Origin of the sequence: Amycolatopsis sp. MEPSY49 (genome assembly GCF_051337345.1) — a bacterium.
In the GTDB taxonomy this organism is placed as follows: domain Bacteria; phylum Actinomycetota; class Actinomycetes; order Mycobacteriales; family Pseudonocardiaceae; genus Amycolatopsis.
The window spans coordinates 1,524,244-1,547,596 of record NZ_JBDLYJ010000001.1 but is presented as its reverse complement, the minus strand read 5'-3'; the positions used below and the strand labels follow the sequence as shown (position 1 = coordinate 1,547,596).

Annotated in this window: 23 protein-coding genes; 12 read left to right on the top strand and 11 right to left on the bottom strand. The window is 69.7% G+C overall.

Annotation, left to right across the window (positions count from 1 at the left end):
• The 4 genes from ABFJ78_RS07735 to ABFJ78_RS07720 all read right to left on the bottom strand — a co-directional run bounded on the left by ABFJ78_RS07735 (position 1) and on the right by ABFJ78_RS07720 (position 5,211).
• On the bottom strand, positions 1–981 hold the full coding sequence (locus tag ABFJ78_RS07735) for an ABC transporter permease (RefSeq protein WP_400895416.1): 981 nt from the start codon (positions 979–981) through the stop codon (positions 1–3).
• Entirely contained in the window at positions 978–2,132 is a 1,155-nt protein-coding gene (locus ABFJ78_RS07730) for an ABC transporter ATP-binding protein (protein WP_436385110.1), read from the bottom strand. Before ABFJ78_RS07730 ends, ABFJ78_RS07735 begins: the two co-directional genes overlap by 4 nt.
• A gap of 14 nt (positions 2,133–2,146) precedes the next feature.
• Entirely contained in the window at positions 2,147–3,817 is a 1,671-nt protein-coding gene (locus ABFJ78_RS07725; RefSeq protein WP_436385109.1) for an ABC transporter substrate-binding protein, read from the bottom strand.
• A 206-nt stretch (positions 3,818–4,023) separates the two neighbouring features.
• Positions 4,024–5,211: an ROK family transcriptional regulator gene (locus tag ABFJ78_RS07720; RefSeq protein ID WP_436385108.1), complete on the bottom strand. Its 1,188-nt coding sequence runs from the start codon at positions 5,209–5,211 to the stop codon at positions 4,024–4,026.
• A 132-nt stretch (positions 5,212–5,343) separates the two neighbouring features.
• On the opposite strand from ABFJ78_RS07720, the gene ABFJ78_RS07715 reads away from it, so the two are divergent.
• From ABFJ78_RS07715 to ABFJ78_RS07690, 6 genes are all read left to right on the top strand, one after another.
• Entirely contained in the window at positions 5,344–6,579 is a 1,236-nt protein-coding gene (locus ABFJ78_RS07715) for an ROK family transcriptional regulator (protein ID WP_436385107.1), read from the top strand.
• A gap of 836 nt (positions 6,580–7,415) precedes the next feature.
• A complete protein-coding gene (locus ABFJ78_RS07710; RefSeq protein ID WP_436385106.1) occupies positions 7,416–8,642 on the top strand; it encodes an RICIN domain-containing protein in 1,227 nt (408 codons plus the stop codon).
• A gap of 77 nt (positions 8,643–8,719) precedes the next feature.
• A complete protein-coding gene (locus ABFJ78_RS07705) occupies positions 8,720–9,787 on the top strand; it encodes an RICIN domain-containing protein (protein ID WP_436385105.1) in 1,068 nt (355 codons plus the stop codon).
• Positions 9,784–11,637, top strand: coding sequence for a ricin-type beta-trefoil lectin domain protein (locus tag ABFJ78_RS07700; protein WP_436385103.1), 1,854 nt, complete (start codon positions 9,784–9,786; stop codon positions 11,635–11,637). Before ABFJ78_RS07705 ends, ABFJ78_RS07700 begins: the two co-directional genes overlap by 4 nt.
• Positions 11,634–12,989, top strand: a complete 1,356-nt coding sequence (locus ABFJ78_RS07695) for a ricin-type beta-trefoil lectin domain protein (protein ID WP_436385101.1) — start codon at positions 11,634–11,636, stop codon at positions 12,987–12,989. Before ABFJ78_RS07700 ends, ABFJ78_RS07695 begins: the two co-directional genes overlap by 4 nt.
• A gap of 226 nt (positions 12,990–13,215) precedes the next feature.
• On the top strand, positions 13,216–13,875 hold the full coding sequence (locus ABFJ78_RS07690) for a DNA alkylation repair protein (protein ID WP_436385100.1): 660 nt from the start codon (positions 13,216–13,218) through the stop codon (positions 13,873–13,875).
• On the opposite strand, the gene ABFJ78_RS07685 is transcribed toward ABFJ78_RS07690, so the two are convergent.
• Positions 13,876–14,598: a GntR family transcriptional regulator gene (locus ABFJ78_RS07685; protein ID WP_436385415.1), complete on the bottom strand. Its 723-nt coding sequence runs from the start codon at positions 14,596–14,598 to the stop codon at positions 13,876–13,878.
• A 118-nt stretch (positions 14,599–14,716) separates the two neighbouring features.
• Here ABFJ78_RS07685 and ABFJ78_RS07680 point away from each other — a divergent pair, with 118 nt between their 5' ends.
• Genes ABFJ78_RS07680 through ABFJ78_RS07660 form a run of 5 tightly spaced genes read left to right on the top strand, consistent with a single transcriptional unit; the run spans position 14,717 to position 18,953 of the window.
• The gene (locus ABFJ78_RS07680; RefSeq protein WP_436385099.1) at positions 14,717–15,958 is read left to right on the top strand and encodes an MFS transporter; all 1,242 of its coding nucleotides are present in this window, start codon (positions 14,717–14,719) and stop codon (positions 15,956–15,958) included.
• A gap of 11 nt (positions 15,959–15,969) precedes the next feature.
• Positions 15,970–16,764, top strand: a complete 795-nt coding sequence (locus tag ABFJ78_RS07675) for a putative hydro-lyase (RefSeq protein WP_436385097.1) — start codon at positions 15,970–15,972, stop codon at positions 16,762–16,764.
• Between the two features lies 1 nt (position 16,765).
• Positions 16,766–17,518 (top strand): LamB/YcsF family protein, encoded by a 753-nt coding sequence (locus ABFJ78_RS07670; protein ID WP_436385096.1) that lies wholly within the window; start codon positions 16,766–16,768, stop codon positions 17,516–17,518.
• Positions 17,515–18,126 carry a 5-oxoprolinase subunit B family protein gene (locus ABFJ78_RS07665; RefSeq protein ID WP_436385094.1) on the top strand — a complete coding sequence of 204 codons (612 nt, stop codon included), beginning with the start codon at positions 17,515–17,517 and terminating at the stop codon, positions 18,124–18,126. The genes ABFJ78_RS07670 and ABFJ78_RS07665 overlap by 4 nt, the downstream gene beginning before the upstream one ends.
• On the top strand, positions 18,123–18,953 hold the full coding sequence (locus tag ABFJ78_RS07660; RefSeq protein WP_436385093.1) for a biotin-dependent carboxyltransferase family protein: 831 nt from the start codon (positions 18,123–18,125) through the stop codon (positions 18,951–18,953). Before ABFJ78_RS07665 ends, ABFJ78_RS07660 begins: the two co-directional genes overlap by 4 nt.
• Here ABFJ78_RS07660 and ABFJ78_RS07655 read toward each other — a convergent pair.
• Complete coding sequence (locus tag ABFJ78_RS07655; RefSeq protein ID WP_436385091.1) at positions 18,940–19,107, bottom strand: hypothetical protein; 168 nt, start codon at positions 19,105–19,107, stop codon at positions 18,940–18,942. The two genes, ABFJ78_RS07660 and ABFJ78_RS07655, sit on opposite strands and share 14 nt — an antisense overlap.
• Positions 19,100–19,459, bottom strand: coding sequence for a hypothetical protein (locus ABFJ78_RS07650; RefSeq protein WP_436385089.1), 360 nt, complete (start codon positions 19,457–19,459; stop codon positions 19,100–19,102). Before ABFJ78_RS07650 ends, ABFJ78_RS07655 begins: the two co-directional genes overlap by 8 nt.
• A gap of 78 nt (positions 19,460–19,537) precedes the next feature.
• Here ABFJ78_RS07650 and ABFJ78_RS07645 point away from each other — a divergent pair, with 78 nt between their 5' ends.
• Entirely contained in the window at positions 19,538–20,116 is a 579-nt protein-coding gene (locus tag ABFJ78_RS07645; RefSeq protein ID WP_436385088.1) for an ArsR/SmtB family transcription factor, read from the top strand.
• Here the strand turns inward: ABFJ78_RS07645 and ABFJ78_RS07640 are convergent.
• The 4 genes from ABFJ78_RS07640 to ABFJ78_RS07625 all read right to left on the bottom strand — a co-directional run bounded on the left by ABFJ78_RS07640 (position 20,113) and on the right by ABFJ78_RS07625 (position 23,326).
• Complete coding sequence (locus tag ABFJ78_RS07640) at positions 20,113–20,736, bottom strand: alpha-ketoglutarate-dependent dioxygenase AlkB family protein (RefSeq protein WP_436385087.1); 624 nt, start codon at positions 20,734–20,736, stop codon at positions 20,113–20,115. The genes ABFJ78_RS07645 and ABFJ78_RS07640 overlap by 4 nt on opposite strands.
• 248 nt (positions 20,737–20,984) lie before the next feature.
• On the bottom strand, positions 20,985–22,043 hold the full coding sequence (locus tag ABFJ78_RS07635; protein ID WP_436385085.1) for a zinc-binding dehydrogenase: 1,059 nt from the start codon (positions 22,041–22,043) through the stop codon (positions 20,985–20,987).
• Between the two features lie 47 nt (positions 22,044–22,090).
• Positions 22,091–22,435, bottom strand: coding sequence for a transcriptional regulator (locus ABFJ78_RS07630; RefSeq protein WP_436385084.1), 345 nt, complete (start codon positions 22,433–22,435; stop codon positions 22,091–22,093).
• A gap of 72 nt (positions 22,436–22,507) precedes the next feature.
• Entirely contained in the window at positions 22,508–23,326 is an 819-nt protein-coding gene (locus ABFJ78_RS07625) for an LLM class flavin-dependent oxidoreductase (RefSeq protein ID WP_436385082.1), read from the bottom strand.
• Positions 23,327–23,353 lie beyond the last annotated feature (27 nt).

The following is a 23,353-nucleotide window of genomic DNA, read 5'->3' as shown; positions in this document are numbered from 1 at the left end:
TCAGCCCTCCTTCCGGGTGCGCGGGTCGAGCGCGAGGTAGGCGACGTCGGCGAAGAGGTTCGCCACCAGCACCGACAGCGTGATGATCAGGAAGATGCCCTGCATCAGCGGGTAGTCCTGCGAACCGACCGCCTGGAACAGCTGGTAGCCGACGCCCGGGTAGGAGAAGACGATCTCCACCAGCAGCGTGCCGCCCACGATGAACCCCAGCGCCAGCGCGAAGCCGGACACACTGGGCAGCAGCGCGTTGCGCGCCGCGTACCCGACCATCACCCGGCGCTCGGGCAGGCCCTTGGCGTGCGCGACCGTGACGTAGTCCTCCGACGCGACGGTGACCATCATGTTGCGCATGCCCAGGATCCAGCTGCCCATCGAGCTGATCAGGATGGTCAGCGCGGGCAGCAGGCTGTGCTGGATCGCGCTGCCGATGAACGTGCCGTCCCAGCCCGGGATGGTGCCCGGGTCGTAGCCGCCGGACGACGGGAAGAAGCTGCCCGGGCCGGCCAGCAGCGTCAGCGCGATCAGGCCGAGCCAGAAGTACGGGATCGACGAGAGGAACGTCGTCACCGGCAGCAGGCCGTCGACCCACGAGCCGCGCTTCCAGCCGGCGACCACGCCGAGCCCGGTGCCGAGCGCGAAGCCGACGATCGTCGTGATGCCGACCAGGATGATCGTCCACGGCAGACTGTCGCTCAGCAGGTCGGACACCGGCGTCGGGAAGAACGTGAACGAGATCCCGAGGTCGCCGCGGAAGAGTTGGCCCCAGTAGTCGAAGTACTGGGAGATCAGGCTTTCGTTCTTGTCGAGTCCGAAGAGGACGTACAGCGACTGGACCGCGTCCTGGCTGATCATGCCCTGGTTCTTCGCGATCAGCGACTGCACCGGGTCGCCCGGGATCATCCGCGGGATGAAGAAGTTGATGGTGACGGCGGCCCAGGCCGTGAAGACGTAGAAGGCCAGCCGTTGCAGCAGGTACCTCATCGGGCGGCCCCGTCGTACAGCCAGCACGCGGCCCAGTGGCCGGGCGCGTCGTCGACCTCGAACCGCGGCGGCAGGTCGGTCTTGCACCGCTCCATCGCCACCGGGCAGCGCGGGTGGAACCGACAACCGGACGGCGGGTCGATCAGGCTCGGCGGCTCACCACCCGAATCCGGCACTTTCACGTGAAAGTGCGGGTTGTCCACACCCGGGCCCGGCACTTTCACGTGAAAGTGCGGGTTGTCCACAGCCGGGTCGGCTCCGCCCGCGATCCGGTCGGGGTCGGGTGCGGAGTCGATGAGCAGCCGCGTGTACGGGTGCGCCGGGTGCTGCGTGATGGTTTCGCTGTCGCCGCCCTCGACCATCCGGCCGGCGTACATCACCATCGTCTCGTCGGCGAAGTAGCGCGCCGACGCGATGTCGTGGGTGATGTACAGGATCGCCAGGTGGAGGCGCTCTTTGAGGTCCCGCAGCAGGTTCAGCACGCCGAGCCGGATGGAGACGTCCAACATGGACACCGGCTCGTCGGCCAGCAGCGCCTCCGGGTCGGCCCCGAGCGCCCGCGCGATCGCGACGCGCTGGCGCTGCCCGCCGGACAGCTCGTGCGGGAACTTGTCGATGTACCGCTCGGGCGGCGTCAGCTGGACGCGGGAAAGCAGTTCGTGCAACGACTTCTCGAGGTCGTCGCCCGCCCGGCCGTGGATCTTCAGCGCCCGCGTCAGGTGGTACCGCACGGTGTGCACCGGGTTCAGCGACGCGAACGGGTCCTGGAAGATCATCTGGACCTGCCGGGCGTACGCGCGGAACGTCCGGCCGTGCTTGACGTTCACGGTCTCGCCGTGCAGCCGGATGTCGCCGCCGGTCCGCGGGTAGAGGCCCGCGAGCAGGCGGGCGACGGTCGACTTGCCCGAACCGGACTCGCCGACCAGCGCGGTGACCCGGCCCCGCCGCAGCGTCAGGGTGACGTCGTCGACGGCCTGGACGGCGCGCTTCGGACCGGTGAGGGCCGCGCGTCCACGCCGTCGCACGGGGAAGTGCTTCGTGAGCCCCGCCGCCTCCAGAACGACGGGGAGGTCCCCCTCCGACCCGACGGCGATGGGGTCGGAGGGGGCCGGAGCGGCCGCGTCGCCGCGGCCGTCCCCGGTCTCCGTCATGACTGAATCCGCCATCAGGCCGCGGGCTTCAGGTGCAGGACGATGTCGAGCGCGTTGCGCAGCGTGGGCTGCGCCGGGCCGTACGGGTTGGCCTCGTCCGGCCAGCCGACCCAGTTCTTCGTGCTGTACTCGCCACCGGAGTTGGCCGCCGAGGTCGGGACCATCGGCTGCTGGTCGATCATGATCTTCTGCAGCGTCGCCATCGCGGCGGTGCGGGACGCGTCGTCCTCGGCGTTGGCGTAGGTCTCGAGCGCCTTGGTCGCCTCGTCGTTCTTGAAGCGGCCGTAGTTGCCGTTGATGCCACCCTGGCCGGTCGGCTTGTAGCGGTTGCCGTCCATGACGTCGCGGTACATGTCGTACGGCGTCGCACCGTCGTTGGTCCAGTGCATCAAGCCTTCGAAGTCACCGGTGTCGACCGACTTGATCCACGCGTCCTGGTTCATCTTCTCGACCGTGGCGGTGATGCCGATCTGCGCCAGGTTGTCCTTGATGATCTCCAGGTCGGTGATGTAGTCCGACCAGCCGGACGGGACGGTCAGCTTGATCGTGACCGGCTTGCCGCTCGGGTCGGCCAGCTTGTCGCCGTTGAACTTGTAGCCCGCACCGGTCAGCAGCGACTTCGCGCCCGGGACGTCGACCTGAACCGTCTGGCCCTTGTACTGCGGCGCGATGAACGGGTCGCCCGCCGGCGTCGGAATGCCGGTGACCTGGTCGTTCTTCGGGTAGAAGTAGCCGGCCTCGCCCTGGTTGAAGATGTCGTCGCGGTTGATCACCTTGTTAACCGCCTGGCGCAGCTTCGCGTCGTTCCACGGCGCCTTCTCGGTGTTGAACCACAGGCCGTGCACGGCCAGCTGCGCCGGGAACCACAGCTTGTAGTGCTGCGGGTCCTTGTTCGTGTAGACGGCCTTGTAGTTCGGGATGAAGACGAAGCTCCACTCCGACGCCCCGCTGACCAGCGCCGCGACCTGCGCGTTGTTGTCGGTGTAGGAGGTGTAGCGGATCTCCTTGACCTTCGGCGCTTCCTGCCAGTAGCCGGCGTCGCGGCGGGTGACGATCATCGTCTGCGGCGTGAACGACTTGAGCGTGTACGGCCCGGTGCCGATCGGGTTCTTCACGGTGTCGAGGGCCGGGTCCTTCACGGACTGCCAGACGTGCTTGGGCACGACGAGCGTCTGCAGGATCTTGAGCTGGTTGACGAACTGCGAGGTCTCGAAGCCCAGCGTCACCTGGTTGCCGGCCGCGGCGATGTCCTTGTACGGCACGGCGTCGACGTTCAGCGCCTTGTTGTCGCGCAGCAGCTGGAACGTGTAGGCGACGTCCTCGGCGGTCATCGGCTGGTTGTCGGAGAACTTGACGCCGTCACGGACGGTCAGGACCAGCTTCTTGTAGTTGTCCGACCAGTCCCACTTCGTCGCCAGCCACGGCTTGCCGGGTTCCTGCGGCTTGACGCGGTTGTGCATGACGAGGGGCTCGTAGATCATCCACCGGTACCCCATGTTCGACAGGGCGGACGTCTCGAGGAACGGGTTGTTGTTCTCGGACTGCGGGCCGTCGGGCTTGCCCACGTTGAGCACCTGGTCCGGGTTGCTCTGCGCGGCGTTCGAGCTGCCGCCCGAACACGCGGTCAGGCCTCCGAGGGCCATCACGGCCACGAGCGCTGCGACGATGGAGCGCTTGACTCGCATCGTTCCTCCTAGTCATCGACGACGTGCGTAAGTGTCGACTGGTAGCGAGCCCCGACCGCCGGCGACCGAACGACGCCCAGAAGTCAACCCGGGTGACTCGGGTCACGTCAATAACACGGCGGTAACGTTTTGTGCCTAAGTTTAAGTAATAAAAGAACTGGCGGTCTGGACCTGTTGCGATGACTACTCCTTGCGACGCAAGGAAATCAGCCGGTCCGGCCGCCGTTCGCGAGCAGCTGCGCGATGGGCAGGGTGGCCGCGCCGAGCGCGACCGCGTCCGGCCCGAGGCTGCCGAGGACGACCTCGGTGCGCCCGGCCAGGTAGTCGAGCGCGTGCCGGCCCACCGCGTCGCGCACGGCGGGCAGGATCGCCGGTCCCATGATCGCCCCCGCCGAGCCGGAGAGCACCACCCGGTCCGGGCTGAGCAGGTTGATCAGGTTCGCGATGCCGATCCCCAGGTACTCGCCGGTCTCGGCGAGGACGTCGGCGGCGGGACCCTCGTCGCGGGCTTCCTCGACGATCCGGGCCAGCTCGTTGTCGCTTTCGTCCCCGATGACCGGTTGCTTGCCGACGCGGTCGGCGTAGTGCCGGACGACCGCCTCGGTGCCGACGTAGGCCTCCAGGCAGCCGTGCGAGCCGCACCGGCAGGCGGCGCCGGCCGCCTTGACGACGGTGTGGCCCCACTCGCTGGTGGTGATGCCGGGGTGCGACGGCCCGGCGGTCGCGACGGCGGCTCCGACCCCCACGCCGAGCAGGGCGACGATGGCGCGTCCGGCGCCCCGGCCGGCGCCGCGCCAGGCCTCCACCTGACCGAGCGTGCGGGCGCGGTTGTCCAGGTGGAGGGGCGCCGAGATGTGCGGGTGGATCAGGTCGGCGAAGGCGACGCCGCGCCAGCCGAGGGTGGGCGCGTGCACGATCCCGCCGTCGCGGACCGCACCGGGCACGCCGATGCCGACGCCGAACACCGCGTCCGGTTCGCGCCCTTCGAGCACTTCCGCGATGCCGGTTCGCACCAAACCGGCCACTTCGTCCGGATCGAGCCGGGTGCCGACGAGCGGGTGGCGGACCGTGCCGAGCGTCCCGAGCGCGCAGTCGAACAGGCCGACCTCGACGTGCGTCTCGCCGACGTCGACGCCGACGACGTGCCCGAAGTCCGGCCGCACGGCCAGCAGCGTCCGCGGCCGCCCGCCGTCGGATTCGACCGAGCCGGCTTCCGCGACGACGCCGTCGGCGATGAGCTCGGAGACGACGTTGGTAACGGTGGCGGCCGAAAGTCCCGATTCAGCTACTAGTTCCAGCCTGCTGACGGGACCGCGGAGGTAGAGGGAGGACAGGAGTGCCGCGCGGTTGTGCCGCCGGAGGTCTCGAGTTGTCTGGCGTACCACCTGGGTCACCTGGGCGATTGTGCCAGACACCGCCCATGTCACTATGGGTTCGGGACTTAGTTCACCACTTAATACATAGCCACAACTTAGGGTGATCAGGCATCCTGGTCGCAGCCGGTAAGAGCTTCAGATGGGTTGCCCATGGCGAGCAAGCGCACCACCGTCCGTGATCTGCGGCGGCACAACCGTTCCCTGCTGCTGTCGAAACTGTACTTCGACGGCCCGCTGTCGCGGCACGAACTGAGCCAGCTCACCGGATTGAGTGCGGCGACGGTCAGCAATGTGACGGCAGAACTGGGCGAAGAGCGCCTGATCACGGAGGCGGGCCAGGTCGAGTCGGACGGCGGCCGGCCCCGGGTACTGCTGCGCGTCGACCCGGCGTACGGGCACGTCGCAGGTGTGGACATCGGCGAAACGGGCGTCAAGGTGGAGCTGTTCGACCTGGCGATGACCCGCCTGGCCACGGTGGACCACCCCCTCCCGAAGGCCCCGGACCCGGCAACGGCGGTCGAGCAGGTGACATCGGGGCTGCGCGAGGTGTTCGCGAGCGCGGGCATCGACGAGTCGGCGGTGCTGGGCGTGGGCATCGGCGTCCCGGGCACGGTCGAGCAGGGAGCGAGGGTCCTGGTCCACGCGCCGACGGTCGGCTGGGACGCGGTACCGCTGGTGTCGCTGTTGCAGGACGCGGGGGTGTCGCTCCCGCTGTTCGTGGACAACGGAGCGAAGACCCAGGGCCAGGCGGAGATGTGGTTCGGCGCGGGCCGCGGAGCGCGTCACGCGGTGATAGCGCTGATCGGTTCGGGCGTGGGCGCGGCGGTGGTGACGGACGGAACGACGTACCGGGGGTCGACGAGCAGCGCGGGCGAGTGGGGCCACACAACGATCGCGTACGGCGGGCAGCAGTGCCGCTGCGGCGCGCTGGGGTGCCTGGAGGCGTACATCGGCGCGGGCGGAGTGCTGGCGAGGTATCGCAAGGCGCGGGGGAAGGAAGTACCGGGCGAGGACGAGCAGGCCCAGTTCGCGGCCCTGCTGGAGGCGGCCCCCCGCTCCAAGACGGCGGCGCGGGTACTGGACGAGACGGCCGGCTACCTGGGGGCCGGGATCGCGAACTTGATCAACTTGTTCAACCCGGAGCGGATAGTGATCGGCGGGTGGGCGGGGTTGGCGCTGGGCGAGCAGCTGCTGCCGAGGATCCGCTCGGCGGCCGGCGAGCACGCGTTGCGGCACCCGTTCAGCCAGACATCGATCCAGCTGGGATCCCTGGGGTTGGACGCGGTGGCAACAGGAGCGGCAACATTACCGGTGGCGGACCTGCTGGAGCAGGGAGCGACGTCGAAGCTGGCCAAGCCAGGGGCACCGAACTCGGACGCAGCCTGAGCGAGCGCGACCAGCCCTCGCCAGACTCCAGACGCAAGGGGAAGCCGAGAACGGGCACGGTCGAGGACCCAGACTCCCCCGCACCCCGATCCGAAGCCAGAACACGGCCGGCAACGCCGGGTCAAGGCATCTTTCCCGCCTTGACGCGGTGTTGCCGGCCGTAGTCACAATGAGGGCTTCGGGGTGCCGGAGGGCTACGAACCGCAGCTTCGGGGTGCTGAAAGCGCGCAACAGGGCTTCGGGGTGCCGGAAGTGGGCCATGGAGCTTCGGGGTGCCGGAAGTCCCACCACGGATCACCGAGCAGGGCCCGCCCTCCCCGGGGGATCCACCCCGCTCCAGCGTATCGAGACCCCCCGACGAAAACACCGGAAAGCCACCCGGCCGCCCCCGGTTGTCCACAACACGCCACCCCTGTGGATGACCGACCCGCCGGCAAGGCTCCACAGCAAGCGAGCACGAGACGCCGAGCGCGAACGCGAAGCCGCAGGGCACCGAACACTGCCCAAGCCAGGCCACAACACCCATGCCCCGCTGACCGGGAACCACCCCCACCAGCACCGCAACGAGATCCCCGGTCACCCACCCACCCTTAATTCGGGTTGAAAAAAAATGACCGGCCGACGGTTGCCCACCTTGTCTGGACCATGCATACTTTGTTGCCAGGCACAACAAAGCGCCCGTCGTCGCCCGCCAAGTCCGACCCCGCCCAGGACCGCGAGCACCGGCTGATCGGTCGCGCCTGCCGCCGCCCCGGCATGCGAGACCACCTCCCCTCCCCGCGTTCCGTGCTGCGCGCGGAACGCCGTTCCCCCCAACGGTGAGAGAGGCGACAACGATGTCCACCTCATTCCGAAAAGCCCGAAAGAGAACAGCCGCGCTCTTCGCCGCGGCCTCCCTGCTCCTCCTCGGCCAGCAGGTCCTGGCCCCAGTGGCAGCCGAAGCCGCCGCCACCTTCACCGACGACTTCAACGGCCCCGCGGGCGCCGCCGTCGACGGGTCGAAGTGGCAGCTCGAAACCGGCGACAACGTCAACAACCACGAGCGGCAGTACTACACCTCCGGCACCAGCAACGCCCAGCTCGACGGCCAGGGCCACCTCGTCATCACCGCCAAGAAGGAAAACCCCGGCAACTACAACTGCTGGTACGGCCGCTGCGAGTACACCTCCGCGCGGCTGAACACCGCCGGCAAGTTCAGCCAGGCCTACGGCCACTTCGAGACGCGTATGAAGCTGCCGCGCGGCCAAGGCATGTGGCCCGCGTTCTGGATGCTCGGCGGCGGCAACTGGCCGACCGACGGCGAGATCGACATCATGGAGAACGTCGGGTTCGAGCCGAACACCGTGCACGGCACCATCCACGGCCCCGGTTACTCCGGCTCCGGCGGCATCGGCGCGGCCTACAACGGCCCGAACTTCTCCGACGACTTCCACACCTACGCCGTCGACTGGTCGCCCAACCAGATCAAGTGGTACGTCGACGGCAACCTCTACCAGACGCGCACACCGTCCGACCTGAACGGCAACCGCTGGGTCTACGACCACAACTTCTTCATCATCCTCAACCTCGCCGTCGGCGGGTACTGGCCCGGCGACCCGAACAGCAGCACGCAGTTCCCGCAGCAGCTGGTCGTCGACTACGTCCACGTCACCAACGACACCGGCGGCGGCACCCCGGGCGGGCGCACCGGGCGGATCACCGGCATCGGCGGCAAGTGCGTCGACGTCGCCGGCGCGAACACCGCCAACGGCACGCCGATCCAGATCACCGACTGCAACAACAACGCGGCGCAGAACTGGACCATCGGCACCGACGGCACGATCCGCGCCCTCGGCAAGTGCATGGACGTCAGCGCGGCGGGCACCGCCGACGGGACACCCGTGCAGCTCTACGACTGCAACGGAACCGGTGCCCAGCAATGGGTCGTGACCGGCGCGAAGGACATCGTGAACCCCAACGCGAACAAGTGCCTCGACGCCACCGGCAACAGCTCCGCGAACGGCACCCGCCTGCAGATCTGGACCTGCGGCGGTGGCGCCAACCAGAAGTGGACCACTCCCTGATCCGTCCCCTCGGGTAGGCGGACCCCGCCCGGTCCGCCTACCCGGCACTCTTTCCTTCCCCCACAAGGAGAATCCCAGTGCGACGATTCCTCGTCGCGCTAATGGGGTGTGCCCTGTTAGCGCTTTCCTTCCTCACCACCGGCTCCGCCCAAGCCGCCGTCGAGGCAGGACCGTCGGCGAGCCAGCTGCTCGCGAAGACGCAGACCTGTCAGCAGATCTCGAACGGCAAGTACTCCTTCGACGAAGGCGGCACGGCGACCGTGCCCGTCTGCCAGTCGGGCGGCGCGGTGTTCTTCACCGCCGACATGGACATCGACTGCGACGGTGTCCGGACGACCCAGTGCAACGAGAACACCGACTGCTGCTTCTACCCCGACACCGCGTTCCACACCTCGACCGACCAGCCGCTGAACGCGGCCCAGCTGCCGTACATCGTCCTGCCGCAACCAACGTCCACCTGGGACTACCGCAACTACGGCATCGACGGCGGTTCGGTCGTGGCGGTGATCTACAACAACCAGGTCACCTACGCCGTCGTCGGCGACACCGGCCCGACGAGCATCATCGGTGAGGCGTCCTACGCGACCGCCGTCAACCTCGGCATCAACCCGGACCCGTCCAACGGCGGCACCGAGGGCCCGGTGACGTACATCGTGTTCCCGAACACGCACGTCGACCCGATCGAGAACTACGCGAACGCCACGAGCCTCGGCGAGCAGGTCGCGACGCAGTTCGCCGGCGGCACCACGACGCCGCCCACGCAGAACGCCGGGCAGATCACCGGCATCGGTGGCAAGTGCGTCGACGTCGCCGGCGCGAACAACGCCAACGGCACCGCCGTCCAGCTGTACGACTGCAACGGCACCACCGCTCAACAGTGGACAGTCGGCAGCGACGGAACCGTGAAAGCGCTCGGCAAGTGCCTCGACGTCACCAGCGCCGGCACCGCCAACGGCACGCCGACCCAGCTGTGGGACTGCAACGGTTCCGCCGCGCAGAAGTGGTCGCCCAACGGGTCACGCAACCTCGTGAACGCCGGCTCCGGAAAGTGCCTCGACGCCACCGGCAACTCGAGCGCCAACGGGACCCGGCTCCAGATCTGGACCTGCGGCACCGGGACGAACCAGAAGTGGACGCTGCCATGAAGAAACTGCTCACCCTGATCGGCGTGACCGCGCTCGCCGCGGCCACCTTCGCCGCACCCGCGCAGGCCGCGGGCGAAACCGTGAACGTCTGGCTCACCACCACCAGCGACGCCGGCGGCCGGACGGTCACCCGCGGCCTGCAGCAGCAGACACCGGTGACGTTCGCCTCGGGCACCGGAACCGGTGGCGTGACCATCAACATCAACGAAAACACCACCTACCAGCAGTTCGAAGGCGGCGGAGCGTCCTTTACGGACACCGCGGCCTGGTTGATGAACTCCAGCGGGGCCCTGTCCCAGGCGACCCGCGACGACACGATGCGCAAGCTGTTCGACCCGAACACCGGCATCGGGCTGAGCTTCATCCGCAACCCGCTCGGCGCGTCCGACCTGGCCCGCTACAGCTACACCTTCGACGACATGCCGGCCGGCCAGACCGACCCGAACCTGACGCACTTCTCGATCGCCCACGACCAGGCCGACGTGCTGCCGCTGACCAAGCAGGCCAAGCAGCTCAACCCGCAGGCCAAGATCATGGCGTCGCCGTGGAGCGCGCCGCCGTGGATGAAGGACAACGACAGCTACCTGCTCGGCTGGGTCGAGTCGCAGTACTACCCGGCCTACGCGCAGTACTTCGTCAAGTACCTCCAGGCCTACCAGGCCGCGGGCGTGCCGATCGACTACGTCTCGATGCAGAACGAGCCGACGTGCTGCGCGAGCTACCCGTCGACCAACTGGAACGGCGCCGGGCTCGCGTACTTCGCGAAGAACAACCTGCTGCCCGCACTGCAGGGCGCCGGACTGTCCACAAAGGTCCTCGCACTCGACTGGAACTGGGACACCTACGCCTCCTACGGCGCGCCCACCCTGGACGACTCGGCGATCCGCAACCACCCGAACTTCGGCGGCGTCGCCTGGCACGGGTACGGCGGCAACATCGCGCAGCAGACGACCACGCACAACCAGTACCCGAACGTCAACGCCTACTCGACCGAGCACTCCGGCGGCACCTGGATCTCGAACCAGCAGGCCGAGGACATGAACAACATCGTCGACTACACGCGCAACTGGTCGAAGAGCTTCGTGAAGTGGAGCCTCGGCGTCGACCAGAACATGGGCCCGCACAACGGCGGCTGCGGCACCTGCACCGGCTTGATCACCGTCCACAACGGAGACTCGCGCAGCGGGCAGGTCGACTACACCGTCGAGTACTACACGATGGGCCACCTGACGAAGTTCGTGAAGCCCGGCGCGTACCGGATCGACTCGAACGACAACTCGACCGTGCGCAACGTCGCCTGGAAGAACCCGGACGGCTCGAAGGCGCTGATCGCGTACAACTCCGGCACGGGCAACCAAAGCGTGCGCGTGAACTGGGGCAACTCGTCGTTCACCTACACCCTGCCCGGCCACACGTCGGCGACGTTCACCTGGAACGGCACCCAGGGCAGCGGCGGCACCACCGGCAAGACCGGCCCGATCACCGGCCTCGGCGGCAAGTGCATCGACGTCGCAGGTGCCAGCAGCGCCAACGGCACAGCGGTCCAGCTCTACGACTGCAACGGCTCCAACGCCCAGCAGTGGACCGTCGGCACCGACGGAACCCTGAAAGCGCTCGGCAAGTGCCTCGACGTGACCGGTCAGTCCACAGCGGACGGTGCGCAGCTGCAGCTCTGGGACTGCGGCGGCACCGCCAACCAGCGATGGGCGGCCACCGCGGCCAAGGACCTCGTCGGCGCGGGTTCGAACAAGTGCGTCGACGCGACCGGCAACACCAGCGCCAACGGCACCCGGCTGCAGATCTGGACCTGCACCGGCGCCGCCAACCAGAAGTGGAACGTGCCCGCATGAAGAAACTCGCAGCATTCGGTGCTCTCGTAGCAGCGGCGTCGGCGCTGGTGCTCGCCCCGGGCGTCGCGCAGGCGGCGACCGGTCCGATCACCGGCATCGGCGGCAAGTGCCTCGACGTCAGCGCGGCGAGCACCGCGAACGGCACGGCGATCCAGCTGTACGACTGCAACGGCACCAACGCCCAACAGTGGACAGTCGGCTCCGACGGATCCCTGCAGGCGCTGGGCAAGTGCCTGGACGTCACCAGCGCGGGCACCGCGAACGGCACGACGGTCCAGCTCTGGGACTGCAACGGCTCCACCGCCCAGAAGTGGACGGCCAACGCGGCGAAGAACCTGGTCAACACCGGTTCGGGCAAGTGCCTCGACGCGACCGGCAACTCCAGCGCGAACGGGACGCGGCTGCAGATCTGGACGTGCGCGAGCACGGCCAACCAGCAGTGGACGCTCCCGTCCGGGAACACGACACCGTCGCCGGGCGTGATGGCCGTCGCGCCGTACCTCTACAACGGCTGGGGCAACCCGCCGAGCCCGCAGACGATCCAGAACGCCACCGGCGTCAAGTGGTTCACGCTCGCGTTCATCCTGTCCAACGGCTACTGCAACCCGATGTGGGACGGCGGCCGGGCGCTCACCGGCGGCGTCGACCAGAACACGATCAACGCGGTCCGCGCGGGCGGCGGCGACGTCATCCCGTCGTTCGGCGGCTACTCCGGCAACAAGCTGGAGTCGTCGTGCGGCAGCGCGGGCGAGCTGGCGGCGGGCTACCAGAAGGTGATCAACACCTACGGCCTGAAGGCGATCGACATCGACATCGAAGCCGACGCCTACAGCAACCCGACGGTGCAGCAGCGCACGGTCGACGCGCTGAAGACGGTGCGGGCGAACAACCCGGGCATCAAGCTGTACGTCACGTTCGGCACCGGACAGTCCGGTCCGGACAGCAGCCTGGTGAACCGGGCGGCGCAGTCCGGCCTGACGGTCGACGGCTGGGTCATCATGCCGTTCGACTTCGGCGGCGCCGGCCAGAACATGGGCACGCTGACCCAGCGCGCCGCCGAGGGCCTCAAGAACGTCGTCAAGTCGGCTTACGGCTACGACGACGACACGGCCTACCGGCACATGGGCATCTCGTCGATGAACGGCATCACGGACAACAACGAGACGGTCACGCTGAACGACTTCACGACCATCCTGGCCTACGCGAACCAGCACCACCTGGCCCGGTTGACGTTCTGGTCGGCCAACCGCGACCGCCCGTGCCCGGGTGCCTACCCGAACGACGACACGTGTTCGGGCGTTTCCCAGCAGGCGTGGGACTTCACGAGGATCTTCGCCCGCTACGCCGGCTGACGGCGTGAACGAGCAGGCCCGGCCGGGACACCGGCCGGGCCTGTTCCGCGTGCGTAGGGCTGCCGGGCCGTGGCACTGGGGAGGCCCCGGCCCGGCAGCGGTGGGCTCCGCCTGCCGCTGGGGGTCTCCGGCGGCGAAACCGCTTTCGCAGGCTAGCGAGCCGGAGCGGAATTGGGGATGGTCAAAATACCGGGGTGCCCGAACGGGCAGCCGTAGACTGGCCGCCGTGCCCGAACCGACAGTGGACGACGTGCTGGCCGAGCTGGCCGCCCTCGACGACCCCAAGGCCCGCGCGGTCAACGAGAAGCACGGCGACGACCACGGCGTCAACCTCGGCAAGCTGCGCGCGGTCGCGAAGCGGCTGAAGACGCAGCAGGACCTCGCGCGCGAGCTTTGGCGGACCGACGACACCGCGGCGAAGCTCCTGGCCACGCTGATCTGCCGCCCGAAGGCGTTCGAACGCGACGAGCTGGACGCCATGCTGCGGACCGCGCGCACGCCCAAGGTGCACGACTGGCTCGTGAATTACGTGGTGAAGAAGAGCCCGCACGCCGAAGATCTGCGCCGGGCGTGGTTCGCCGATCCGGATCCCGTGGTCGCGAGCGCCGGCTGGGCGCTGACCACCGACCGCGTCGCGAAGCACCCCGAAGATCTCGACGGCCTCCTGGACACCATCGAGAAAGAGATGCGGGACGCTCCGGACCGGCTGCAGTGGGCGATGAACCACTGCCTGGCCCAGATCGGGATCGAGCACGAAAGCCACCGCGCGCGGGCCATCGAAATCGGCGAACGTCTGCAGGTGCTCAAGGACTACCCGACGCCGCCGAACTGCACGTCGCCGTTCGCGCCGGTCTGGATCGCCGAAATCGTGCGCCGCCGGGGGTAGCTACTCCGCCGCGACCGCCGCCCGGGCCGCTTCGGCGCGGTCGGCATACGCGCCGACCAGCTGCTCCTCGGCGTCTTCGAGGTACTTCATCAGCAGCTGCTCGGCGCCCGGCCCGTCGCCGGCCTCGATGCGGTCCAGGATCTCGTGGTTGCGCGGCAGGTAGCGCTCGTGGAAGCGCCGCGGCTCGGCCATGATGTGGAAGACCAGCCGCAGCTCGGCGGTCAGCCTGCCGACCAGCTCGTTGACGCGCTCGCTGCCCGACAGCGCGGCCAGCTCCTGGTGGAACCACACGTTCGCGGTGCCGAGGTCCTTCCAGTTGCCGGTGCGCGCGGCCTCGTCGCCGATTTCGACCTTCTCCTTGATCCGCTGGAAGGTCGCGGGCTTCGCCGTCACCCCCCGGACGGCGGCGCACTCGATGATCTTGCGGACGCGGTAGATGTCGACGACGTCCTCGACGCTCGGGATGCGGACGAAGACGCCGCGGTTGAGTTCGTGGGCGACCAGCCGCTCGTGGGTGAGCAGGCGGAACGCCTCGCGCAGCGTGTTGCGCGAGACGCCGAGCGCGTTGCCGATGTCCTGCTCCGACAGCCGCCCGCCGGGCAGGAAGAAGCCCTCCGCGATGCGCTTGCGCAGGACGCCGGCGACCCGCTCGGCGGTGCTCTGGCGGCTGACCAGGCCGCGGTCGGCCGCCAGGCCCGGGAGCACGCTGTCTTCGATGACCACGTCCACGATGGTACCCGTCACACTGAGGACGATCCAATTGCACTCTTGTGGAATTGTTCAACGATCCTTACTGTGTGAGGCACGCCACGATGAGAGACACTGGCCAGGAGGTGCCCAAATGACTGCGACAGCTACCGAGGCCCGGCCGTTCGACTGGTTCCGCACGCTCGGCAAACGCGGGCGTCGCGCCTTCGTGGGCGCCTTCGGCGGATACGGGCTGGACTCGTTCGACTACCAGACCCTGCCGCTCGGCCTGGCCGCGATCACCGCGTACTTCGGCATATCGAGCGGCGAAGCCGGCCTGCTCGGCACGACGACGCTGGTCGTGTCGGCCGTCGGCGGGGTCGGCGCCGGCATGCTGGCCGACCGGATCGGCCGCGTCCGCACGCTGCAGATCACCATCGCGATGTACACGATCTTCACCGTGCTCTGCGGGTTCGCCCCCAACTTCGAGACGCTGCTGGTCTTCCGCGCCCTGCAGGGCCTGGGCTTCGGCGGCGAGTGGGCGGCCGGCGCCGCGCTGGTCGCGGAGTACTCGTCGGCCAAGTACCGCGGCCGGACCGTGGCGTTCGTGCAGAGCGCGTGGGCGGTCGGCTGGGGCCTGTCGGTGATCGTCTACACGGTCGTGTTCAGCGTGGCGAGCGACGACGTCGCCTGGCGGATCATGTTCTGGACCGGCGTCATCCCCGCGCTGCTCGTGCTGTGGGTGCGCAAGAGCGTCAGGGACGCGCCGCGCGCCGAAGAGCGGCTGAAGACCGAACGCCCGAAGGGCACGCTCGGCCAGATCTTCAAGGCCGACCTGCTGCGCACGACGTTCTTCGCCGCGCTGCTCGCCACCGGCGTCCAAGGCGGGTACTACACGATCTCGACGTGGCTGCCGTCGTACCTGAAGAAGACGCGCGAGCTGACCGTGATCGGCACCGGCGGCTACCTCGCGTTCCTCATCACCGGTGCGTTCGTCGGGTACGTGTGCGGCGGCTACTTGACCGATCTCTTGGGGCGCAAGAAGACCTTCCTCACGTTCGCGCTGCTCTCGGCCGCGCTGATCGTCGCGTACACACAGATCCCCAAGGGCGCCAACGGCCTCGTGCTCGTCCTCGGGTTCCCGCTCGGCTTCTCGATGTCGGCCATCTTCAGCGGCTTCGGCGCGTTCCTGGCGGAGCTGTACCCGACGGCGCTGCGCGGGACGGGACAGGGCTTCACGTACAACTTCGGCCGCGCGGTGGGCGCGATCTTCCCGACCGTGGTGGGTTTCCTCGGCGCGGGCGGCGCGATCGTGTTCGGCGCGCTGGGCTACGGCATCGCCGTGCTCGCGCTGCTCGGCCTGCCCGAGACCCGGGGCATCGAACTCGTCGACTGAGGGGGACTCTCATGACGACCTTTGACGAACCCGCGACGTTCACTCCCGCTCAAGCGCGCGAGGCGTTCCGCCGCGGCACCGCCCGCCCCACCACGGGCTGGGCCAACGGCTTCACCCAGACCAACCTGATCGCGGTACCCGAGGACTGGGCCTACGACGTCCTGCTGTTCTGCACCCGCAACCCGCAGCCGTGCCCGCTGCTCGACGTCACCGACCCCGGCGACCCGGCCACCCGGCTCGCCGAGGGCGCGGACCTGCGCACCGACCTGCCGCGCTACCGCATCTGGCAGAACGGCGTGCTGGCCGGCGAGGTGTCCGACGCGACCGGGCTGTGGCGCAGCGACATGGTCGCCTTCTCGATCGGCTGCAGCTTCACGTTCGAGACGGCGCTGGCCGCCGAGGGCGTCCCGCTGCGGCACGTCGACCAGGGCCGCAACGTCGCGATGTACGTGACGAACCGGCCATGCGAACCCGCCGGGCGGCTGTTCGGCCCGATGGTCGTGTCGATGCGGCAGATCCCCGAGGACCGCGTCGACGACGCCGTCCGGATCACCCGCGCGATGCCGGCCGTGCACGGCGCGCCCGTGCACATCGGCGACCCGCGGGCGCTGGGCATCGAGGACCTGTCCCGGCCGGACTTCGGGGATCCGGTGGACGCGGAACCCGGGGACGTCCCGGTGTTCTGGGCCTGCGGGGTCACGCCGCAGGCGGCGCTGATGGCGTCGCGGCCCCCCTTTGCGATCACGCACGCGCCGGGGTACATGTTCATCACGGACCGGCTCGACAGCGAATACCGGGTGGGCTGACATGGATCTGAACAGCGATCTCGGCGAGGGCTTCGGCGCCTGGAAGATGGGCGACGACGAAGCCATGCTCGACATCGTGACCAGCGCGAACGTCGCGTGCGGCTTCCACGCCGGCGACCCGTCGGTGATGCGGCGGGTCTGCGACCTGGCGGCCGAACGCGGGGTCGCGATCGGGGCGCACGTCGGCTACCACGACCTGGCCGGGTTCGGCCGGCGCGCGCTCGACATCGCGCCGGACGAGCTGGCGAACGAGGTGCTCTACCAGATCGGCGCGCTGGACGCGTTCGCCCGCGCGGCGGGCAGCCGCGTGACGTACGTGAAGCCGCACGGCGCGCTGTACAACACCGCGGCGGCGGACGTCGAGCAGGCGGCGGCGATCGTCGACGGCCTGCGCCGGTACGACCCCGCGCTCGCGCTGCTCTGCCTGCCGAACTCGGAAATGCAGCGGCAGGCGGAAAAAGCCGGTGTGGTGGCGTACGCGGAGGCGTTCGCGGACCGGGCGTACACCGCCGAAGGCAGGCTCGTCTCGCGCAAGCAGCCCGGCGCGGTCCTGCACGACGGTTCGGCGGTGGCCGAGCGCGCGGTGGCGATGGCCACCGGCGGCGGCGTCGTGACGGCGGACGGCGGGCAGCTCGACCTGCTCCCGGACTCCCTGTGCGTGCACGGGGACACGCCGGGGGCGGTCGACCTCGCCCGGCGGATCCGCGAAGGCCTGACCGCCGCGGACGTCCCGCTGACCGCGTTCACCGGATGACCGTCCGGCTGCTGCCGTGCGGGCGAAGCGCGGTACTGGTGGAACTGGACGACGTGCTGGGCTTCCAGGCGGCGCTGGCGGAGTTGTCCCTGGACGGCGTCGACGAACTGGTCCCGGCGGCCCGGACACTGCTGGTCCGCTTCGACCCCGCGGTGACGGACGCGGACCGGCTCGGCGCGGTGCTGCGCGAGGTGTCCCCTGTGGACAGTGCGGTGGCCGCGTCGGCCGAAGTGGTCGTCCCGGTGGTGTACGACGGCGAGGACCTGGCCGACGTCGCGGCCGAGGCCGGCTTGTCCGTGGCGGCGCTGATTTCCCGGCACAGCGCGGGTGCCTACGTCTCGGCGTTCTGCGGGTTCGCACCGGGGTTCGCGTATCTGTCCGGTTTGGACCCGGCGCTGCACGTCTCGCGCCGGTCGGCACCCCGGACGCGCATCCCGGCGGGCTCGGTGGCGATCGCGGGCGAGTACAGCGCGGTCTACCCGAGCGCGTCACCGGGCGGCTGGCGGCTGCTCGGCCGGACGGACGTGCCGGTGTGGGACGTCGAGCGCGACCCGCCCAACCTGCTGCCGCCGGGCACGCGCGTGCGGTTCGAGGCGGTGGGGCTGTGAAGCTCGAAGTGGTGCGGCCGGGGTTTTCGACGACGGTGCAGGACCTCGGCCGGCCGGGGCACGCCGCGCTCGGCGTCTCCCGGTCCGGCGCCGCCGACCGCGCGTCGTTCGAGCTGGCCAACCGGCTCGTCGGGAACCCTCGCGGGGCCGCCGCGCTGGAGGTGACGCTGGGCGGCTTGGTTTTGCGCGCTTCGGCCGTCACGACGGTCGCGGTGACCGGGGCTGTTTGCGCGGTTTCGCCGGGCGGCATGAACGGTCCGGTCACGCTCTGGCCGGGCGACGAACTCGTACTGGGCATGGCATCGGAGGGTTTGCGCTGTTACGTCGCGGTGCGCGGCGGCATCGACGCCACGCCGGTGCTCGGTTCGCGGTCGACGGACACGCTGGGCAAGCTCGGCCCACCGCCGCTCACGGCCGGGATGCTGCTGCCGGTGGGCGCGCCCTGTGCTTTCCCGGTGGTCGACTTGGCGCCGCGTGCGGCTTTGCCTACCACGCCGGTGTTGCGTGTGACGCCGGGACCGCGTCGCGACTGGTTCGCCGATCCGGACGAGCTGCTGTCCACTGTGTACACGGTGTCCCCGGACTCGGATCGCGTCGGCATCCGGCTGACCGGCCCGCCTCTTGCCCGGGTGCGTCACGACGAGCTGCCGTCGGAGGCGTGCGTACCGGGATCGCTGCAGGTGCCGCCGTCGGGCCGCCCGATCCTGTTCCACGCGGACTCCCCGACGACGGGCGGCTACCCGGTGATCGCGGTCGTCGAGGAGGCCGACCTCGACGTCGCCGCCCAGCTGCGCCCGGGCCAGACCCTCCGGTTCACGTGGTCGTGACCACCAGCCAGGCCACGTTGGTGAGGATGATGGCCAGCCACAGCGGCCAGGTGCGCGTGCGCGGCAGCCGTCCCGGTTCCGCCAGGTAGGCGTCCAGGGCCTCCGCGACCTGGTCGTCGATCTCGTCGCGCAGCCGCGCGTTCAGCTCAGACATGCGCCTGGACCGCAGCCGGGCGCGGGACCGCCACCGACAGGCACGCCAGCGCCAGCGGCACCTCCAGACCGGCCATGAGCAGCGAGAACACGACGTCGTCGCCGGCCGTCACGACGTCGAACCAGGCGTCGGCCAGCAGCAGCGTCGCCGTGCCGATCGCGGCGAACGGCGTCCGCGGGTCAGCGCGACCGAGCAGCCACGCGGTGGCCAGCAGGCCGAACGCCTCCGCCGCGTCGAAGCCCGTCCACGCCAGCCGCCAGTTCCGCGCCTCCACGACGTCCGGCAGCGTCATCCCCAGTACCGCGATCCACGGGAGCAGGCACAGACCCGCCGCCCAGAACAGTCTTTTCATCACGACCCCCGATCTCCCGATCCAAGGTAGCCGATTGCAGAGATTCTTTGCAAACAATCTTTGTAGTAGGCTCCGGCCATGGTCGACCGTCCCGAACGCCGCGTCCTCACCGGCGCGGACCTCAAGGCCTTCTACAAGGCACTGGCCAACCCCGTCCGCCGGGACATCCTGTCCTACCTGGGCAAACACGGCGAAGCGAACTCGACGAGCGTCGCGAAGGCCCTCGGCGAGAGCACCGGGACGACCTCGTACCACCTCCGCCGGCTCGCCGACCTCGAGCTCATCGCGGAGATCGAGGAGCGCTCGACCGGCCGCGAACGCTGGTGGCGGTCGCTGATGAAGGACATCTACACTCCGCCCGGCCTCGAGCTGACGCCGGACGAGCGCGAGGCCGCGCGCAAGCTCGGCGCGCTCAAGATGAGCCACGACCTCGGCCTGGTCACGCGCGCGTACGCGGGTTACGACGACGCGAAGGGCTGGAACCAGATCTACCGCGCGGGCCTGACGCTGACGAAGGAGCAGATCACGTCGTTCGTCGAGGAGTACCAGAACCTGATCTGGAAGTACGTCACCGAACCGGGCCACCACCCGCCGGGCTCGCGCGCCCTCGCCGTCCGGCTGATCGTCGTGCCGGAGGAAGAGTCCACAGCGGACTAGAGACCCGAGACGCGCAGCGTGATGTTGAGCCGTCCGGTCAGGCCGAGCGCCGGGTCCGCCGTGCCCGGCAGCGTCTTCGGCACCCCGTGGTAGGCGAGCCGCGACGGGCCGCCGAACACGAACACGTCACCCGAGCGCAGCTCGACGTCGGTGTACGGCCGGCCGCGCGTCTCGGTGTTGCCGAAGCGGAACACGCACGCGTCGCCGAGGCTGAACGAGACCACCGGCGCCAGGCTGCGCTCGTCCTTGTCCTGGTGCAGCCCCATCTTCGCGGCGGCGTCGTAGAAGTTGACCAGCGCGATGTCCGGTTCGTACGCCTGGGCCTCGCCGTACGCGTCGGCCAGCGCGCGGCGGCCGAGGTCGCCGAGCCAGTCCGGGAACGGCAGCACCGGCGTCCCCTCGCCGGTCGTGCGCGAGTAGCCGTACGGGTACCAGTGCCAGCCGAGGCAGACGGACTTCACCGACATCACGCCGCCGTTGGGCAGCCGGGTGTGGCGGTAGCCGGCGAAGCCGCGGCAGGCGGCGACGAGCTCGCGCTGTTCGTCGAAGCCGAGCCAGTCGGGCACGTGGACGGCGCCGGGCGCGAGTTCGGCGCGCGGGCGCGGCAGGAGAGCGTCCATCACCTCGATTGTGCCGGAGACTCCCGCCGGACACGTTCGGTGAGCGTGGTAGGCACAACTCGGTGACCGCGGAACGTCACACCCGCGATAGTGAACAGCCGCAGGAGCCGCCCGAACGGACCAACCAGGCGCTCCTGCGGCCGAATCCCCTCGCTATGGGCCACCATGCCTAGACGTTCCCACACCTGAATGTCACAAGACCAGCGTGGATCAGCTACGAACCGGTCACTTGACCTGGGCGACGCGGATCAGTCACGAAACGTCACGACGGTGACGCCCGCTTGCGCCGGCACGGGGTCGTTCATCGCGGCCAGCGCGGCCGGGACGTCGTCGAGGCCGATCCGCCGGCCGATGAGCGCGGCGAGGTCGATGCCGGCCGTCTCGACCACGCGCAGCAGCTCCGGGTACTCGTGGGCCTGCAGCCCGTGGATGCCGACCAGTTCCAGCTCGCCGCCGATGACCCGGTGCATCGGGATCGGCGCGATGCCCTGCGCGGGCGGCATCAGCCCGGCCTGGACGTGCCGGCCGCGTTTGCGGAGGCTGCCCACGGACGCCGCGCAGGTCGACGGCGCGCCGAGGCAGTCCAGCGACACGTGCGCGCCGCCGCCGGTCAGCTCGCGGACGTGCTCGGCGACGGCTTCCGGGCCATCGAATGCCGACGAGTCGACGGTCAGCTTGGCTCCCGACTTCGCGGCCAGCTGGAGGGCCGACGGCGAGACGTCGACGGCGACGACCTTCGCACCCGCCGCGACGGCCAGCAGCACCGCGGAGATGCCGACACCGCCGCAGCCGTACACCGAGACCCACTGCCCCGCGGTGACCCGGCCCTGCCGCAGCACCGCGCGGAACGCCGTCCCGAAGCGGCAGCCGAGCGCGGCGGCTTCGGCGGCGCCGAGGGAGTCCGGCAGCGCGACGAGGTTCGTCTCGGCGTGCTCGATGGCGACGCGCTCGGCGAACGAACCCCAGTGCGTCGCGCCGGGCTGGAACTCGCGGTCGCAGATCTGCTGGTCGCCGCGGGCGCACTGGGGGCAGGTGCCGCAGGCGCAGACGAACGGCACGGTGACGCGCGCGCCGAGCTCCCACCCGCGCACACCTTCGCCGAGCGCGACGAGCCGGCCGGCGAGCTCGTGCCCGGCGACGTGCGGCAGCGTCACCGCGGTGTCGTGACCCTGCCACGTGTGCCAGTCGCTGCGGCAGACGCCGGTGGCGTCGACCTCGATCACCGCGCCACCGGGCGGCGCCACCGGCTCCGGCACGTCCCGCACGACCGGCGGGACGCAGAACTCCTCCATGACGACAGCTCGCATGGATCCGAGCCTACGTGCTCAGCTGAGCGGTTTTCCTTTGGTATCGCTCAATTGAGCGTCGGTGGCTGCGCGTGGAACCGGGCCCTGCCGCGCGGCGGGCCGAGGAGCTTGCTGAGCGAGCCGTCGGGCACGTTCAGGATGTCCTCGAGATTCCGCAAGGCCTCCAACGATTCCGGCCGCTCGGGCCGGCACCGCCCGGACTGCCAGTGGCTGAGGGTGGCCAGGCTGACCGTGGTTCCCCTGCCGCGCAAGCGATAGCGGATCCGGTCGAGGCCGAGGCCACGAGCCCTGATCGCCGCGCGCAACGCGACGTCGAACGGCCCGGCGGCCAGGAGGTGACCCAGTTCCGCCTGCTCCCCCCGGTCGATGGTGCGAGTTCGCTGACCGGTCATCACAACGCTCCGAAGCACTCCCGAGTACGAAAATTGGAGCGTAGGCCCAGCTTCGCAAGATCGGAAGGGCCCTCACCCACCTGCGAGCCGCACCCGCGCGGCGATCGCGGCGAACGGTTCCGCGTAGCCCGAGTTGATCGTCACGTAGGAAATCCCCCACCGCTCCCGCCAGCCGAGAAGCCTTTCCGCCGCTTGACCTGGATCAGCGGGCAGCACGGTGACGGCCCCGGCGGCGGCGAGTTCCGGGACGTCGACCCCGGCCCACCGCGCGATTCCGGGCGAGGACGCGTCCCCGACGGCCATGAGGTTCAGCCCGAGCTCGATGTCCGGCAGCCGTTCTTCAGCCAGCTTACGGAATCGATCCACAATGGACTCGGCGTCGGCTTCGGTGGTTTTCGGCGGCCAGGTGAAGGTGAGGGTGTCGGCTTCTTGCGCGGCGAGCGCCAGCATTTTCGGCCCACCGCCGGCGAGCACCAGCCGCGGCCGGTCCCCGGTTTCCTTGAGGACCGCGATGGTCTCCGCCATCCGCGTGATGCGCTCACCCGGTCCGCCGAACTCCCGCCCGAGGCTTTCGGCGTGCGCTTCGGCACCGGGCCGCCCGACCCCGAGCCCGAGTTCGAAGCGACCGCCGGTCTGCTGGTGCAGGGTCTGGACCTGCCAGCGGAGGGCCCGGGCGTCCCGGAAGGGATCGGCGAGCACGAAGGTCCCGAGCCGGAGGTCGCTGGTGACCGCGGCGGCGGCCCCGAGCAGGACGAAGGGATCGGCGGTGCCGACGGGATCGGTGGCGAGGAGGGTGTCGTAGCCGAGGTCCTCGACGCGCTTGGCCTGGGTGGTCCAGGCGGTCAGATCGGGCGCGAACCCGGCGACGATGCCGAAGCGGAAGGGTTTCATGGGCCAATGGTCGCGGCGGCGGGCCCG